This window comes from Pseudomonas sp. BJa3 (genome assembly GCF_026343815.1).
GTDB lineage: Bacteria > Pseudomonadota > Gammaproteobacteria > Pseudomonadales > Pseudomonadaceae > Aquipseudomonas > Aquipseudomonas soli.
Genome location: NZ_JAOXMC010000001.1, coordinates 119883 through 136139, shown reverse-complemented (window position 1 = coordinate 136139; position 16257 = coordinate 119883). Strand labels below are relative to the sequence as shown.

The window sequence follows — 16257 nt, the reverse complement described above, 5'->3', positions numbered from 1 at the left end:
CAGTGAAAAGAACAACAGCAGCACCATCGTCGCCCTCCAAGGCGTCATCCGCAGTTCCCACATCGCCGCTCCGAATCAAAGGATGTACAGCCATGACGTCGGTCTCCCCGTGCGCCAGTTCTTCCCGCGAGATGAATGAATTCCTGGATGCCCATCCGGATACCCAGTACGTCGACCTGCTGATCTCCGACATGAACGGCGTGGTGCGCGGCAAGCGCATCGAGCGCGCCAGCCTGCACAAGGTGTACGAGAAGGGCATCAACCTGCCGGCATCGCTATTTGCCCTGGATATCAACGGCTCGACCGTCGAAAGCACCGGGCTGGGCCTGGATATCGGTGACGCCGACCGCATCTGTCTGCCGATTCCTGGCACGCTGTGCGACGAACCCTGGCAGAAACGCCCCACCGCCCAGCTGCTGATGACCATGCATGAGCTGGACGGCGCGCCGTTCTTTGCCGACCCGCGGGAAGTGCTGCGCCAGGTGGTGAGCAAGTTCGACGACTTGGGCCTGGATATCTGCGCCGCGTTCGAGCTGGAGTTCTACCTGATCGACCAGGACAACCTCAACGGTCGCCCGCAGCCGCCGCGCTCGCCGATTTCGGGCAAGCGCCCGCAGTCGACCCAGGTGTACCTGATCGACGATCTCGATGAGTACGCCGACTGCCTTCAGGACATGCTCGAAGCCGCCAAGGAGCAGGGCCTTCCGGCTGATGCCATCGTCAAGGAAAGCGCCCCGGCGCAATTCGAGGTGAACCTGCACCACGTCGCCGACCCGCTGAAGGCCTGTGACTACGCGATCCTGCTCAAGCGCCTGATCAAGAACGTCGCCTACGACCATGAGATGGATTCCACCTTCATGGCCAAGCCCTATCCGGGCCAGGCCGGCAACGGCCTGCACGTGCACATTTCGTTGCTGGACAAGAAAACCGGCAAGAACATCTTCGCCAATGAGGATCCGCTGCAAAGCGACACCCTGCGCCATGCCGTCGGCGGTGTGCTGGAAACCATGCCGGCATCGATGGCGTTCCTCTGCCCGAACATCAACTCGTACCGTCGCTTCGGTGCCCAGTTCTACGTGCCCAACGCGCCGAGCTGGGGCCTGGACAACCGCACCGTGGCCGTCCGCGTGCCGACCGACAGCAGCGAGAACGTGCGCATCGAACACCGCGTGGCTGGCGCCGACGCCAACCCGTATCTGATGCTTGCGGCGATCCTCGCCGGCATTCACCACGGCCTGACCAACAAGGTCGAGCCGGACGCGCCGATCGAAGGCAACTCGTACGAGCAGTTGGAGCAGAGCCTGCCGAACAACCTGCGCGATGCCCTGCGCGCGCTGGATGACAGTGAAGTCCTCAACCAATACATCAGCCCGGACTACATCGACATTTTCGTGGCCTGCAAGGAGAGCGAGCTGGCCGAGTTCGAAGTGTCGATCTCCGACCTCGAGTACAACTGGTACCTGCACACGGTGTAAGCCCATGAGCGCAATTGCGGTCCCCTTGATCGGTGTCAGCGCCTGCCGCCAGCAGGTGGGGAAGAACTCGTCGCACACGGTGGGCGACAAGTATGTCGAGGCCGCGGGCTTTGCCGGGCTGCCGCTGATCCTGCCGGCCCGTGACGGCGGCAGCGACACGCAGGCGCTGCTGGCCAGGCTCGATGGCATTCTTTTTACCGGTTCGCCTTCAAATGTCGAGCCGCATCATTACAATGGCGCGCCCAGCGCGGAAGGCACCCGGCACGATCTTGCACGTGACCGCCTGACCTTGCCGCTGCTGCAGGCGGCCATTGCCGCGGGTGTGCCGGTGCTCTGCATCTGCCGTGGATTCCAGGAACTGAACGTGGCCCTCGGTGGCAGCCTGCACCAACGGGTGCAGGAATTGCCCGGCTACCTGGACCACCGCGAACCTGAGGACGCACCCCTGGAGGTGCAATACGGCCCTCGTCACCCCGTCGGCATACAGCCGGGTGGGATGTTCGAGCGCCTGGGCCTGGCTGCGCGGTTCGAGGTCAACTCGCTGCACAGCCAGGGTATCGACCGCCTGGCCCCGGGCCTGCGCGTCGAGGCACGGGCCCCGGATGGCCTTATTGAAGCGGTGTCGATGCCTGATGCGCCGGGCTTTGTACTCGGCGTGCAGTGGCACCCTGAATGGCGTTTCGCCGAAAACCCGGTTTCGCTGCGCCTGTTCGAGGCGTTCCGCGAGGCCTGCATTGCCCATGCTGCACGGGAGGGTGTGCGCCAGAAGACCCTCTGACGTCACCCGGTAGTCTCGGATGACCCACCCCGGCAGTGAGCTTTCAATGAGTGGAAGCGGGCCCTCTACGGGGGCCTGTGAAAACAATTCCAATAGTTACGGCAAATACTCATGAGCGATTACACAGAAGCCGGCCGCCCACCCGACGTGGCGGCCGACTCGGGCAACACCCAGCGCAGCAAGGGCCTGGCCAAGGGCCGCCTCGGCCTGCTGGCCAGCGTCGTGCTGGGCATTTCCACCATTGCACCGGTCTATACTCTGACTGGCGCGCTCGGCCCGACCGTGCGTGAAGTCGGCGCCCACTTGCCGGCGGTGTTCATCGTCGGCTTCCTGCCGATGCTGCTGGTCGCCCTGGGCTACCGCGAGCTGAACTCGGCGGAGCCCGACAGCGGCACGTCCTTCACTTGGTCGGCCCGGGCCTTCGGCCCGATGATCGGCTGGATTGGCGGCTGGGGGCTGGTGGTGGCCACCACCATCGTGCTGTCCAACCTGGCAGGCGTGGCGGTGGACTTCTTCTACTTGTTCCTGGCGCAGATCACCGGCAACCAGGAGCTGGCCGCGCTGGCGGACAACCTGTTGATCAACGTCACCACCTGTTGCGTGTTCATCGCCCTGGCAGTGTGGATCTGCTGTCGCGGCATGGCCACCACCATGACGGTGCAGTACGGCCTGGTGGCCTTGCAGTTGCTGGTCCTGATCGGCTTCGCCTTTGCCGCGTTCGGCGAGACCACCGCGCCGCCGCCGCTGGCGTTCGACCTGGCCTGGTTCAACCCGTTCGGTGTCGAGTCGTTCTCGGCCTTTGCCGCCGGTCTGTCGCTGTCGATCTTCATTTTCTGGGGCTGGGACGTGTGCCTGACCGTCAGCGAAGAGTCGATCGGCAGCGACGAAGTGCCGGGCAAGGCGGCGACCTGGACCGTGCTGCTGATCCTCGGCCTGTACCTGCTCACCGCCATCGCCACCCTCCAGTTTGCCGGGATCAGCGAGCATGGCTTGGGCCTGAACAATCCGCGCATCCAGGAGAACGTGTTCGCCCACCTGGCCGGGCCGGTCATGGGCCCGCTGGCGATTCTGATGTCCATCGCGGTGCTGGCCAGCACCGCCGCCTCGCTGCAATCGACCTTCGTCTCGCCAGCGCGCACCCTGCTCGCCATGGGTTACTACGGCGCTGTGCCGCAACGCTTCGCCACGGTGTGCCCGCGTTCGCAGACGCCGCGCTACGCGACGATCTGTGCCGGTATTGCCGCGGGCCTGTTCTACGTGACCATGCGTACCCTCAGCGAGAACGTGCTGGCCGATACCATCACCGCCCTGGGCATGATGATCTGCTTCTACTACTCGCTGACGGCCTTCGCCTGCGTGTGGTACTTCCGCCGCAGCCTGTTCGACAGCGTGCGCCACTTCTTCATGCGCGGCGTGTGCCCGCTGGTGGGTGGCCTGATCCTGTCGGTGATCTTCCTGCGCACGGCGATCGACAGCGCCTCGCCAGACTTCGGCAGCGGCTCGCATGTGGGTGGGCTGGGGCTGGTATTCGTGATCGCGGCGATCATCTCGGCGCTGGGTATCGTGCTGATGCTGCTGTCGCGGCTGCGTGCGCCAGCGTACTTCCTGGGGGCTACCCTGCGTCAGCAGGCGACGTTGCAGTTGCAGGAATAAACCAGTCGGAATCCTCGCGGGGCAATCCCGCCGCCACGCCAAACGCGTGGCGGCGGGATTGCCCCGCGATGCTTTTTCAGCCGACCAGTTGTTTCAGCAGTGCTCCATGGCGCTGTTGCTGTTTTTTCAGCAGCAGACGGTTCGATGCGAACACTGCCTTCATTTCTTCCAGTGCCACTGCGAAGTCATCGTTGATGATGACGTACTCATATTCGTCGTAGTGCACCATCTCGCTGACCGCTTCCTTCATGCGTCCGGCGATGATTTCCTCGCTGTCCTGGCCACGGCCGTCCAGGCGTTGGCGCAGGGCCTCCTGGCTTGGCGGCAGGATGAAGATCGAACGCGCCTCGGGCATCAGCTTGCGCACCTGCTGGGCACCTTGCCAGTCGATCTCCAGGATCAGGTCGTAGCCCTGGTCGAGGGTTTCCTGCAGGGCGCTGCGCGAAGTGCCGTAGAAGTTGCCGAACACTTCGGCGTGCTCGAGGAAATCGCCCTGGGCGATCAGTGCCTTGAACTCTTCGTGAACCACGAAGTGATAGTTGACCCCGTGTTCCTCGCCCGGGCGCATGGCACGGGTTGTGTGGGAGACCGAGACGCGGACGCGCTCGTCGTCCTTGATCAGGGCAGTGACCAGGCTGGTCTTGCCGGCGCCGGACGGGGCCGAGACGATGTAGAGGGTGCCGCTGCTGTGGTTCATGGTAGGGGTGGCCTTACTCGATGTTCTGTACTTGTTCACGCATCTGTTCGATCAGCACCTTCAGGTTGACTGCCGCCTGCGTGCTGCGTGGGTCGAATGCCTTGGAGCCAAGGGTGTTGGCTTCGCGGTTGAGCTCCTGCATCAGGAAGTCCAGGCGCCGGCCAGCGGCGCCGCCCGACTTGAGCACACGGCGCACTTCGGTGACGTGGGTGCTGAGGCGGTCCAGCTCTTCGGCGACGTCGCTCTTCTGCGCCAGCAGGACCATTTCCTGCTCCAGGCGCTGCGGGTCGAGCTCGGCCTTCATATCGCCGAAGCGATCGAGGACCTTCTGCCGTTGCGCGGCCAGCATCTGCGGCACCAGGGTGCGCAGGGTGGCGACTTCGCCGGCCATGCTGTCCAGGCGCTCGTTGATCAGCCGGGCCAGTTCGGCGCCTTCGCGTTGGCGGCCGGCCTTGAGTTCGGTCAGGGCTTCGTCGAACAGTGCGATGGCTTCGGCATTGAGCGCTTGCGGATCGGTGGCGTCGGCCACCAGCACGCCCGGCCAGGCCAGTACTTCCAGCGGGTTGAGCGGTGCCGGTTGCTTGATCAGGCTGGCGACGGTTTCGGCGGCGGCCACCAGTTGCGCGGCACGTTCGCGATCGACCTGCAGTGGCTTGCCGGTGCTGTCCTCGCTAAGGCGCAGGGTGCACTCGACCTTGCCGCGCGAGAGGCCTTGGCGCAGGCCTTCGCGTACGGCGCCCTCGAGGTCGCGCAGGGCCTCGGGCAGGCGCAGGTGGGGTTCGAGATAGCGGTGGTTGACCGAGCGCAGCTCCCAGACCAGGGTGCCTTGGCTGCCAGCGCGCTCGACACGAGCAAAAGCGGTCATGCTATGCACCATGGGGAGTACCTCGCGTATTCAGGTGGACGGGGAGCCTGTCGGCTGCAAGGCGCAGGATTGTAGCGCAGTGCGGCGCGGGCGCCCAATCCAGCCATGCTAACGGTCGCCCCTAAACCTGTCGGAAAACACGACAGGCTGCGCGAGCGCGACGACAGGCGTGCCTTCGTCGGGTGTCGGGCTCTATAATGCTCGGCAGATTCAAAGTCCCCGTACAGGTATTCCAGATGAAACGTCCAAGTGGTCGCGCCGCCGATCAGCTCCGCTCGATCCGCATTACTCGCAACTACACCAAGCACGCCGAAGGATCGGTTCTGGTCGAGTTCGGTGACACCAAGGTCATCTGCACGGTCAGCGTCGAGAACGGTGTTCCCCGCTTCCTCAAAGGCCAGGGCCAAGGTTGGCTGACCGCCGAGTACGGCATGCTGCCGCGCTCCACCGGCGAGCGTAACCAACGCGAGGCCAGCCGTGGCAAGCAAGGCGGCCGCACCCTCGAGATCCAGCGCCTGATTGGCCGCTCCCTGCGCGCCGCGCTGGACATGAGCAAGCTCGGCGACATCACCCTGTACGTCGACTGCGACGTGATCCAGGCCGACGGCGGCACCCGCACTGCCTCGATCACCGGCGCCATGGTCGCTCTGTGCGACGCCCTGGCGGTGATCAAGAAACGTGGCGGTCTCAAGGGTGGCAACCCGCTCAAGCACATGATCGCTGCGGTATCGGTGGGCATGTACCAGGGCGAGGCCGTGCTCGACCTCGACTACCTCGAGGACTCCGCCGCCGAGACCGACCTGAACGTGGTCATGACCAGCGCCGGTGGTTTCATCGAGGTGCAGGGCACCGCCGAGGGCGCGCCGTTCCAGCCTGACGACTTCAACGCCATGCTGGCGCTGGCGCAGAAAGGCATGGACGAAATCTTCGAACTGCAGAAGGCGGCGCTGGCCGACTGAGCAGACACCAGGGAGGTGCGGGATATGAACGACTCGGATCTGCCGATCACCCCGCCCAGCGCCGATGTCCGGCAATGGGCGATGTTCTGCCACCTCTCGGCATTATTGGGGCTGGTGCTGCCCCTTGGGCATTTGCTGGGCCCGTTGGTGCTGTGGCACCTCAAGCGCGAGCAGGACCCGTTCATCGATGCCCAGGGCAAGGAGGCGCTGAACTTCCAGATCAGCGTGACCATCGCCGGTTTCGTCTGCTTCCTGCTGATGTTCGTGTTCATCGGCATCCTGCTGTTCGCCGTGCTGATGGTGGCGGTGCTGATCCTGATCATCCTGGCAGCGGTCAAGACCAATGAAGGGCAGCCATATCGCTATCCCTTCATCTGGCGGCCGATCAGATAGACACAAAAAAGCCGACCTGATGGTCGGCTTTTTTGTGCGTGCCATCCTCAGATGGTCAGCGTCCAGTCATAGTCCACGATCAGCGGCGCGTGCTGGGAGAAGCGCGGCTGGCGCGGCAGGCGAGCGTTGCGCACGAAGCGGCGCAGGCCTGGGGTAAGGATCTGGTAGTCGAACCGGTAACCCAGGTTGAGCATCTCGGCCTGCTCGTTGTCCGGCCACCAGCTGTACTGGTCGCCTTCACGGCTGACTTCGCGCAGGGCATCGACATAGCCCATGTCGCCGACGATGGCGTCCATCCAGGCGCGCTCGGGCGGCAGGAAGCCCGGCGACTGCTGGCTGTCACGCCAGTTCTTGATGTCTAGCTTCTGCTGCGCCACGTAGAACGAACCGCAGTAAATGTACTCGCGACGCTTGCGGCGCTGCTTGTCCAGGTACTTGGCGAAGTCGTCCATCAACTTGAATTTCTGGTTCAAGTCCTCGTCGCCGTTCATGCCCGAAGGCAGCAACAGGCTGGCAATACTGACTTTGTCGAAATCTGCTTGCAGATAACGCCCGTAGCGGTCGGCTGTCTCGAAGCCCAGGCCGGTGATGACTGCCTTGGGCTGCATGCGCGAGTAAAGTGCCACGCCACCTTGGGTGGGCACCTCCGCGTCGCAGGCGTAAAGGAAATAGCCATCGAGCTGGAAAGCTGGGTCGTCGAGTTCAAAGGCCGAGGCGCGGGTATCCTGAAGGCAGATGACGTCGGCATTCTGGGCTTGCAACCAGCTGAGCAATCCTCGCTCGGCCGCAGCCTGAATGCCATTTACGTTCACACTGATGATCCGCATAAATGGCCCCAAAAATCTCGTGCGTGTATGATACCCGAGCTCAACACATTTAGCTAAATCCGTGGTGTCCGGGACCTTTCATGCAGCCGTATCAGCGCGACTTCATCCGTTTTGCCATCGATCGCGGCGTTCTGCGCTTCGGTGAGTTCACCCTGAAATCGGGGCGTACCAGCCCGTACTTCTTCAATGCCGGTCTGTTCAACACCGGGTCCGCCCTGGCGCAGCTGGGGCGTTGCTACGCGGCGGCCATCGTCGACAGCAAGATCTCCTTCGACGTGCTGTTCGGCCCGGCGTACAAGGGCATTCCGCTGGCAGCCACCACGGCGGTGGCGTTGGCTGACCAGCACCAGCTCGACGTGCCATGGTGCTTCAACCGCAAGGAAGCCAAGGACCACGGCGAGGGCGGCAACCTGGTCGGCGCCCCGCTGGCCGGCGACGTGCTGATCATCGACGACGTGATCACCGCCGGTACTGCCATCCGCGAAGTGATGCAGATCATCAACGCCCAGCAGGCCAAGGCTGCTGGCGTGCTGATCGCGCTGAACCGCGAAGAGCGCGGCAATGGCGAGCTGTCGGCGATCCAGGAGGTCGAGCGCGACTTCGGTATCCCGGTCGTGAGCATCGTCTCGCTGACCCAGGTACTGGAATTCCTGGCTGACGACCCGCAGCTCAAGCAACACCTGCCGGCGGTCGAAGCCTACCGCGCCCAGTACGGTATCTGACGCGCACACGGCAACGGAAAAGGCGACCCTGAGGTCGCCTTTTTCATGCCGGTGTTTCAACGGCCGTTGGGGTAGGGGTCCTGCACGGCGTCGCCGACACCAGTCAGGATCTTCCAGGCCCGCTTCGGGTGGGAGATGGTGTCGAAATCGGGGCAAGGCGGGAGTGACTTCTTACCCTGATTGGAGTACTCGTAGCCGCAGTCGGCACACTCGTAGCTACCTGCGGAAACATCGCTGCCGTAGGGAACCTCGTCTTTTTTCATCGCTGGATCTCCTGTGTGTGGGAAGTCTCCATGCTAATCAGCCGATGAAAGCAGATGTTGTAGTACCCGTCCGACACTGCTGTGGGGCTGTTCTGGGCAGTGCTCGTCTTATCGCGCTACAAGCCCGTACCCTCCATCTGCGTGGGGGGCGGGCTTGCATAGCAGTGGGCTGGTTGAATCAGCGTGGCTTGCGGTTGCTGATCAGCGTGCCCACGCCGCTGTCGGTGAAAATCTCCAGCAGCACGGCATTCGGCACGCGGCCGTCGATGATGTGCGAGCTGTTCACGCCGCCCTGGACTGCATCCAGCGCGCACTTGATCTTCGGCAGCATGCCACCGTAGATGGTGCCGTCGGCGATCAACTCGTTGACCTGCTCGGTGCTCAGCCCGGTGAGGACCTCGCCCTGCTTGTCCATCAGGCCGGCGATGTTGGTCAGCAGCATCAGCTTCTCGGCCTTCAGCGCCTCGGCCACCTTGCCGGCTACCAGGTCGGCGTTGATGTTGTACGACTCGCCGTTGGCACCCACGCCGATCGGCGCGATCACCGGAATGAAGTCACCCTTGACCAGCATGTTCAGCAGGTCGGTGTTGACGCTGACGACCTCGCCGACATGGCCGATGTCGATGATTTCCGGGGTGGTCATTTCCGGGGTCTGGCGGGTGACGGTGAGCTTCTTGGCGCGGATCAGCTCAGCATCCTTGCCGGTCAGGCCGATGGCGCTGCCGCCGTGGCGGTTGATCAGGTTGACGATGTCCTTGTTCACCTGGCCGCCCAGGACCATCTCCACCACGTCCATGGTCGCCGCGTCGGTGACGCGCATGCCATCGATGAAGTGGCTGTCGATCGACAGGCGCTTGAGCAGGTCGCCGATCTGCGGGCCGCCACCGTGAACCACCACCGGGTTGATGCCTACAGCCTTCATCAGCACGATGTCACGGGCGAAGCCGGTCTTGAGCTCCTCACTCTCCATCGCGTTGCCGCCGTACTTGATCACCAGGGTCTTGCCGACGAAGCGGCGGATGTAAGGCAGTGCTTCGGACAAAACCTCGGCTACATGGGAAGCGGCATCGCGATCGAGGGTCATGCAGGGCTCCAGGTAAGGAACGGATAGTCGTCAGAACGGCAGTTGCAGGCCTGGTTGGACCCGCAGCAACTGCGTGCGGAATACAGCCTTGATTCGGTCGAGTTCTGCGGCGCTGTCGGCCTCGAAGCGCAGCACCAGCACCGGTGTGGTGTTGGAGGCGCGAACCAGGCCCCAGCCGTGGGGATAGTCGACCCGCACACCGTCGATGGTGGTCAGGCTGGCTTCGCCCCAGTCGGCGTCGCGTTGCAGTGCATCAATGATGCTGAATTTACCCTCGTCGGTCACATCAATGTTGATTTCCGGCGTGGAAATATCATTTGGGAACGCGGCGAACAGGCGTTCGGCGTTCTGTCCGGCCTTGCTGAGGATCTCCAGCAGGCGCGCGGCGCTGTAGATGCCGTCGTCAAAACCGTACCAGCGTTCCTTGATGAAGATGTGCCCGCTCATCTCGCCAGCCAGCAGCGAGCCGGTCTGTTTCATCTTCTTCTTGATCAGCGAGTGGCCGGTCTTCCACATCAAGGCACGGCCACCGTGCTGTTCGATCAGCGGTGTCAGGCGGCGCGTGCATTTGACGTCGAAGATGATCTCGGCGCCCGGGTTACGCGATAGAACGTCCTGGGCGAACAGCATCAGCAGGCGGTCGGGGTAGACGATGCTGCCAGTGTTGGTCACCACACCCACGCGGTCACCGTCGCCGTCGAAGGCCAGGCCGATATCGGCGCCGGTCTCTTTCACCTTGGCGATCAGGTCTTCCAGGTTCTCGGGCTTGCCCGGATCCGGGTGGTGGTTGGGGAAGTTGCCGTCGACTTCGCAGAACAGCGGGATGACGTCGCAGCCCAGCGCTTCGATCAGTTGCGGAGCGACCACGCCGGCGGCGCCGTTGCCGCAGTCGACCACCACCTTCAGGCGCTTGGCCAGTTTCACGTCGGCGACGATCTGCTGGAAGTAGCGATCAAGGATCTCGACCTTTTCCACGCGGCCTTCGCCGCGGGACAGGTCGTTGCTCTTCAAACGCGTCAGCAAGGCCTGGATTTGCTCGTTGGCGAGAGTGTCGCCGGCGATGACGATCTTGAAACCGTTGTAGTCCGACGGGTTGTGGCTGCCGGTGAGCATCACCCCCGACTTGCCAGCCAGCACGTTGGCGGCGTAGTACAGCGCTGGGGTCGGCACCAGGCCGACATCGCTGACCTGGCAACCGGCGTCGGCCAGGCCTTTGATCAGTTGCTCGACCAGCATCGGGCCGGACAGGCGGCCGTCACGGCCGACCGAGATCTGTGGCTCGCCCTGGGCGAGGGTCTGGGCGCCGATGGCGCGACCGATCCAGTAGGCGGTCTCGGCATGCAGGGTCTTGCCGACCACGCCGCGGATGTCATAGGCGCGGAAGATGCTGTCGGGCAGTGCGGGGACCAGCTGGGCCATGTCGTTCATCTCTGGGGACTCCAAGTATTCAAAGGCTTCTGGGCAGGCACAAACTGAACGCTTGGACGGTGGTTTCGCCGCAGAGTTCGCCATCCATGGCCCAACGGTCTGTCGTTGGCTCAGCGGGTGCCCGAATGGCCGAAGCCGCCGGCGCCACGCTGGGTTTCGTCGAACTGCTCGACGATATCGAAGTGCGCCTGCACCACCGGCACCAGGATCAGTTGCGCAATGCGCTCGCCGACGGTGATGGTGAACGGCGTGTTACCACGGTTCCAGCAGGACACCATCAGCTCGCCCTGGTAGTCGGAGTCGATCAGGCCAACCAGGTTGCCCAGCACGATGCCGTGCTTATGGCCCAGGCCCGAGCGCGGCAGGATCATGGCCGCCAGGCCCGGGTCGCCGATGTACACCGACAGGCCGGTGGGGATCAGCAGGGTCTGGCCCGGTTCGAGGACGGTGTCCTCCTTGAGCAGGGCACGCAGGTCCAGCCCGGCGGAACCGGGGGTGGCGTACTGCGGCAGGGGGAATTCGGTGCCTAGGCGTGGGTCGAGGATCTTGGCTTGAAGAGCGTGCATGTAACTTATTGAACCTGGTTGAGCCGTTCGGCGATGAAGGCGACCAACTGGCGGGCAATCTTGCCTTTGCTGGTCTGCGCGAAAAGGGTTTGATGCTGCTGCCGGTCTATCACGGTCAGGGCATTTTCCTCGCTGTTGAAGCCGATGCTGGGGTTGGCCACATCATTGGCGACGATCAGGTCGAGGTTCTTGTCCTTGAGCTTGCGCGTGGCGTAGTCGAGCAGGTGCTCGGTCTCGGCGGCGAAGCCGACGCTGAACGGGCGGTCGGCGCGACCGGCAATGGTCGCAAGGATATCGGGATTGCGCACCATCTGCAGCAGCATGCCGTCGCCGGTGGTGGGATCTTTCTTAAGCTTCTGAGGGGCGACGACCTCCGGGCGGTAGTCCGCGACCGCAGCCGAGGCGATAAACAGGTCGCACGGCATGGCTGCTTCGCAGGCCGCGAGCATGTCCCGCGCGCTGACCACGTCGATGCGACTGACCCGGTCGGGGGTCTGCAGGTGCACAGGACCGGTGACGAGGGTAACCCGAGCTCCGGCTTCGGCGGCGGCCTCGGCCAGGGCGAAGCCCATCTTCCCTGAACTATGGTTGGTGATGTAGCGCACCGGGTCGATGTTCTCTTGGGTGGGGCCGGCGGTGATCAGCACGTGCTTGCCGGTCAGGGCCTGGCGCTTGAAGCTTTCGGCGGCGCACCACGCCAGGTCGGTGGCTTCGAGCATGCGACCCAGGCCCACGTCGCCACAGGCCTGGCTGCCGGAAGCCGGGCCGAATACCTGGATGCCGCGGCTCTTGAGCAGCTCGAGGTTGGCCTGGGTCGCCGGGTCGCGCCACATGGCCTGGTTCATCGCCGGGGCGACGGCAACGGTGGCGTCGGTGGCCAGCACCAGGGTGGTCAGCAGGTCGTCGGCCATGCCCTGGGCCATGCGCGCCATCAGGTCGGCGGTGGCCGGGGCGATCAGCACCAGGTCGGCCCATTTGGCCAGCTCGATATGGCCCATGGCCGCTTCGGCCGCGGGGTCGAGCAGGTCCATGTGCACCGGGTGGCCGGACAGCGCCTGCAGCGTGAGCGGGGTGATGAACTCGGCGCCACCACGGGTCATGACCACGCGCACCTGCGCGCCGTGTTCCAGGAGTCGGCGAATCAGCTCGGCGCTCTTGTAGGCGGCGATGCCGCCACCCACGCCGAGAACGATGCGCTTGCGATACAACCGCTGCATAGGCCTTGCCTTATTCCAGTGAAAGCGGGTGGCGACGACAGCTGCCTGCGGCAGATCGTCGCATTTTCGAAGCGAACTAGATTAACACAGCGCCCAAAGGGGCCGTAGTGGCAGGCGAGGAGGGGAAATGAACATCAGGGAGTGGCCGGCTGAAGAACGGCCGAGGGAGAAGTTGTTGCAGCGTGGCGCGGGGATCCTGTCGGATGCGGAATTGCTGGCGGTTCTGCTGGGGTCTGGGGTTGCCGGGCGCAATGTGCTCGACCTGGCGCGTGGGTTGCTGGCAAAGTTCGGCGGGCTGCGCCAGTTCCTCGAGGCGGATCGGGCCATGGTGCTGCGCGAGCCTGGCCTGGGGCCGGTGCGGTATGCGCAGTTGCAGGCATTGCTGGAAATAGGCAGGCGCTACCTGGACGAGCACATCGAGCGTGCGTCGGTTCTGGAGAGCCCGGCCTCGGTGAGGCGCTATCTCAAGTCCATGCTGCGGCACGAGTCCAGCGAGGTGTTCGGCTGCCTGTTCCTGGACACCAAACATCGGCCGCTGGCGTTCGAGATACTGTTCCGTGGCACCATAGACCGCGCGAGTATCTACCCCCGCGAGGTCGTTCGGCGCTCATTGCTGCACAACGCGGCGGCCCTGATCCTTTGCCATAACCATCCGTCGGGCATATGCGAGCCGAGTCAGGATGACGTGCACTTGACGCTGATGCTCAAGCGCTCGCTGGCGCTGATCGATGTGCGGGTGATGGACCATGTCATCGTGGGTGATGGCGAGCCTTTGTCGATGGTCGAGCATGGATGGCTGGCCGGTTAGGCAGCGCGGGGCAAGCCCGCTGTCACAATGACTGTGGGCTTGCCTCGTGATTGGGCGTCAGCGGTTGACTGAGACCTTGCTGAAATCCTGCCGCCCGAACGGGCTCACCTGGTAACCCTGTACGTCCTGGCGCAGCAACGCTGCCGCAGTCGGATGCGCCAGCGGCAGCCACAGCGCCTGCTGCTGGATCAGCGTCTGAGCCTGCTGGTACAGGCGGCTGCGCACGCTCTGGTCGTTGGTGGTGCGGCCGGCGTTGATCAGCTGGTCCAGGCGGTTGTCGCAGAAGCGCGCGAAGTTGGTCCCGGACTTGACCGCGGCGCAGGCAAACTGCGGGCTGAGGAAGTTGTCCGGGTCGCCGTTGTCTCCGGCCCAGCCCATGAACAGCAGGTCGTGCTCGCCGGCCTTGGCGCGGCGGATCAGCTCGCCCCACTCGATGGTGCGGATCTCGGCCTTGATGCCGATTTTCGCAAGGTCGGCCTGCAGCATCTGTGCGCCCAGGCTGGGGTTGGGGTTGAGCAGGCTGCCCGACGGGCGGGTCCAGATGGTGGTCTCGAAACCCTTGCCCAGGCCGGCCTTGGCCAGCAATGCCTTGGCTTTCTTGTGATCGAGTGTGTAGCCGGGCAGGTCCTTGGCATAGCTCCAGGTATTCGGCGGATAAGGACCGTTGGCGGCAGTGGCGGTATCTTCGAACACGGCCTTGAGGTAGGCCGGCTTGTCGAAGGCCAGGTTGATGGCCTGGCGCACTTCAGGCTTGTCCAGTGGCGGGTGCTGGCTGTTGATGGCGACGAAGGCGGTCATGAATGCCGGGGTGGTGGCGACCTTGAGGTTGCCGTCCTTGTCGGCCTCGGCGATGTCCAGCGGCTTGGGCGACAGGGCCACCTGGCATTCGCCGCGCCTGATCTTTTGCAGGCGGACGTTGGCGTCCGGGGTGATGGCGTAGATCAGCGGGTCGACCGACGGCTTGCCGGCGAAATAGTCAGGGTTGGCGCGGTAGCGCACCACGGCGTCTTTCTGGAAACGCTGGAAGACGAACGGGCCGGTGCCCACTGGCTGGTTGTTGAGTTTCTCGGGGGTGCCGGCCTTGAGCAGCTTGTCGGCATATTCGGCGGAGTAGATCGAGGCAAAACCCATGCTCAGGGTGGCCAGGAAAGTGGCGTCGGCGTGGGTCAGGGTGAAGCGCACGGTGTGCGGCTCGGGTGCGTCGATGGCCTTGATCAAGCTGCCCAGTTGCAGAGATTGGGCATGCGGGTAGCCGCCCGGGGCGGTCTTGTGCCAGGGGTGGGCCGGATAAAGCATGCGTTGGAAGCTGAACAGGACGTCGTCGGCGTTCAGTTCGCGGGTCGGCTTGAAGTAAGCGGTGGTGTGAAACTTCACGTCCGGGCGCAGCTTGAAGTCGTAGACCAGGCCGTCAGGCGACACCGTCCAGCTTTGCGCCAGGCTTGGCACCACCTTGCCCTCGGCGGCATCGAACTCGACCAGGCGGTTCATCAGCACGTCGGCCGAGGCGTTGGTAGTGGTCAGCGAGTTGTACTGCACCACGTCGAAGCCTTCGGGGCTGGCTTCGGTGCACACCGACAGCGCTGCGGCCTGGGCAAGGCCCGTGGCGCACAGGGTGGTGAACAGGAGGGAAAGGGCGGCGGCACGCATGGTGACTCCTTGGCTGGTCGGTGGCCCATCTGCCGGTGCAGTCTGGAAATTGAGGAAATGTCCTACCCTAGTGCGGGCATGGGCAAATGACCACACCCTTTCGCATTAATTCGGCGACGGGCGGTCGACAGCTTGCCGCCCCAGTCGTTATGCTGCCCAGGCGCGCTCGGCCCGACCGGAACTCTCATATTCTGTTGTTGTGGCGGAGTCTTTCTGGTATAAAGCAGCGCTCTTTTCTAGGGGCTCGGTCTGTCGCGTAAGCGCACCCGGCCGATAAGACCCCCGGGAACACGGCGCCTTGGCGCCATTGACTGAGAGATTAAGCGGCCAACCCATGCCGGGTTGGGCATGTGGTTTTAGAGGGCTGAGGCATGTCGAGAGTCTGTCAAGTTACCGGTAAGGGTCCGGTAACTGGGAACAATATTTCCCACGCAAACAACAAAACCCGTCGTCGTTTCCTGCCGAACCTGCAGCACCACCGTTTCTGGGTTGAGTCCGAGAAGCGCTTCGTGCGTCTGCGCGTTTCCGCCAAAGGCATGCGTATCATCGACAAGCGCGGCATCGATGCCGTTCTGGTCGACATCCGTCGCGCTGGCGCCAAGGTTTAAAGGAGAACATCATGCGTGAATTGATCCGTCTGGTTTCGAGTGCCGGTACCGGCCACTTCTACACCACCGACAAGAACAAGCGCACCACTCCGGACAAGATCGAGATCAAGAAGTACGATCCGGTCGTCCGCAAGCACGTGGTGTACAAGGAAGCCAAGATCAAGTAATTGATCGGCAACCTGAAAAACCCGCAACCGCAAGGTGGCGGGTTTTTTTATGTCTCCAGCAAAGTCATCGCGGGGCCTGCATGAAGCCGGGCCCCGCGAT

General features: G+C 63.6%; 17 protein-coding genes and 1 pseudogene. 9 read left to right on the top strand and 9 right to left on the bottom strand.

Going from position 1 to position 16257, the window contains the following annotated elements:
• The first annotated feature begins 92 nt into the window (after positions 1–92).
• The 3 genes from OH705_RS00635 to OH705_RS00625 all read left to right on the top strand — a co-directional run bounded on the left by OH705_RS00635 (position 93) and on the right by OH705_RS00625 (position 3906).
• A complete protein-coding gene (locus tag OH705_RS00635; protein WP_038707060.1) occupies positions 93–1475 on the top strand; it encodes a glutamine synthetase family protein in 1383 nt (460 codons plus the stop codon).
• Between the two features lie 4 nt (positions 1476–1479).
• Complete coding sequence (locus tag OH705_RS00630; RefSeq protein WP_023631274.1) at positions 1480–2253, top strand: gamma-glutamyl-gamma-aminobutyrate hydrolase family protein; 774 nt, start codon at positions 1480–1482, stop codon at positions 2251–2253.
• A gap of 111 nt (positions 2254–2364) precedes the next feature.
• On the top strand, positions 2365–3906 hold the full coding sequence (locus OH705_RS00625) for an APC family permease (RefSeq protein ID WP_023631275.1): 1542 nt from the start codon (positions 2365–2367) through the stop codon (positions 3904–3906).
• A 76-nt stretch (positions 3907–3982) separates the two neighbouring features.
• Here the strand turns inward: OH705_RS00625 and gmk are convergent, their stop codons facing one another.
• Positions 3983–4603: a guanylate kinase gene (gmk, locus tag OH705_RS00620; RefSeq protein ID WP_023631276.1), complete on the bottom strand. Its 621-nt coding sequence runs from the start codon at positions 4601–4603 to the stop codon at positions 3983–3985.
• A gap of 13 nt (positions 4604–4616) precedes the next feature.
• A complete protein-coding gene (locus OH705_RS00615) occupies positions 4617–5480 on the bottom strand; it encodes a YicC/YloC family endoribonuclease (RefSeq protein WP_038707059.1) in 864 nt (287 codons plus the stop codon).
• Positions 5481–5704: 224 nt separating this feature from the next.
• Between OH705_RS00615 and rph the strand changes: the two genes are divergently transcribed.
• A complete protein-coding gene (gene rph / locus OH705_RS00610; protein ID WP_038707058.1) occupies positions 5705–6427 on the top strand; it encodes a ribonuclease PH in 723 nt (240 codons plus the stop codon).
• Positions 6428–6451: 24 nt separating this feature from the next.
• Positions 6452–6820, top strand: a complete 369-nt coding sequence (locus tag OH705_RS00605) for a DUF4870 domain-containing protein (RefSeq protein ID WP_023629897.1) — start codon at positions 6452–6454, stop codon at positions 6818–6820.
• 47 nt (positions 6821–6867) lie between these two features.
• On the opposite strand, the gene OH705_RS00600 is transcribed toward OH705_RS00605, so the two are convergent.
• Positions 6868–7647 (bottom strand): exodeoxyribonuclease III, encoded by a 780-nt coding sequence (locus OH705_RS00600; RefSeq protein WP_023629898.1) that lies wholly within the window; start codon positions 7645–7647, stop codon positions 6868–6870.
• Positions 7648–7727: 80 nt separating this feature from the next.
• Here OH705_RS00600 and pyrE point away from each other — a divergent pair, with 80 nt between their 5' ends.
• Positions 7728–8369 (top strand): orotate phosphoribosyltransferase, encoded by a 642-nt coding sequence (gene pyrE, locus OH705_RS00595; RefSeq protein WP_023629899.1) that lies wholly within the window; start codon positions 7728–7730, stop codon positions 8367–8369.
• Positions 8370–8425: 56 nt separating this feature from the next.
• Here the strand turns inward: pyrE and OH705_RS00590 are convergent, their stop codons facing one another.
• The 5 genes and pseudogenes from OH705_RS00590 to coaBC form a co-directional block, all read right to left on the bottom strand.
• Positions 8426–8632 carry a hypothetical protein gene (locus OH705_RS00590; protein WP_023629900.1) on the bottom strand — a complete coding sequence of 69 codons (207 nt, stop codon included), beginning with the start codon at positions 8630–8632 and terminating at the stop codon, positions 8426–8428.
• 178 nt (positions 8633–8810) lie between these two features.
• Positions 8811–9716, bottom strand: coding sequence for an acetylglutamate kinase (gene argB, locus OH705_RS00585; RefSeq protein ID WP_023629901.1), 906 nt, complete (start codon positions 9714–9716; stop codon positions 8811–8813).
• A 30-nt stretch (positions 9717–9746) separates the two neighbouring features.
• A pseudogene (locus tag OH705_RS00580) lies at positions 9747–11120 on the bottom strand (phosphomannomutase/phosphoglucomutase); the annotation flags it as partial.
• Positions 11121–11254: 134 nt separating this feature from the next.
• Positions 11255–11710 (bottom strand): dUTP diphosphatase, encoded by a 456-nt coding sequence (gene dut / locus OH705_RS00575; RefSeq protein WP_050707525.1) that lies wholly within the window; start codon positions 11708–11710, stop codon positions 11255–11257.
• A gap of 5 nt (positions 11711–11715) precedes the next feature.
• Entirely contained in the window at positions 11716–12927 is a 1212-nt protein-coding gene (coaBC, locus tag OH705_RS00570) for a bifunctional phosphopantothenoylcysteine decarboxylase/phosphopantothenate--cysteine ligase CoaBC (protein WP_094010904.1), read from the bottom strand.
• A gap of 127 nt (positions 12928–13054) precedes the next feature.
• Between coaBC and radC the strand changes: the two genes are divergently transcribed.
• Positions 13055–13735 (top strand): RadC family protein, encoded by a 681-nt coding sequence (gene radC / locus OH705_RS00565; protein WP_023629973.1) that lies wholly within the window; start codon positions 13055–13057, stop codon positions 13733–13735.
• Positions 13736–13792: 57 nt separating this feature from the next.
• Here the strand turns inward: radC and OH705_RS00560 are convergent, their stop codons facing one another.
• Positions 13793–15382 carry an ABC transporter substrate-binding protein gene (locus tag OH705_RS00560; protein WP_267300564.1) on the bottom strand — a complete coding sequence of 530 codons (1590 nt, stop codon included), beginning with the start codon at positions 15380–15382 and terminating at the stop codon, positions 13793–13795.
• A gap of 371 nt (positions 15383–15753) precedes the next feature.
• Between OH705_RS00560 and rpmB the strand changes: the two genes are divergently transcribed.
• Complete coding sequence (rpmB, locus tag OH705_RS00555) at positions 15754–15990, top strand: 50S ribosomal protein L28 (RefSeq protein ID WP_023629974.1); 237 nt, start codon at positions 15754–15756, stop codon at positions 15988–15990.
• An 11-nt stretch (positions 15991–16001) separates the two neighbouring features.
• A complete protein-coding gene (gene rpmG, locus OH705_RS00550) occupies positions 16002–16157 on the top strand; it encodes a 50S ribosomal protein L33 (protein WP_003253507.1) in 156 nt (51 codons plus the stop codon).
• Positions 16158–16257: the final 100 nt, after the last annotated feature.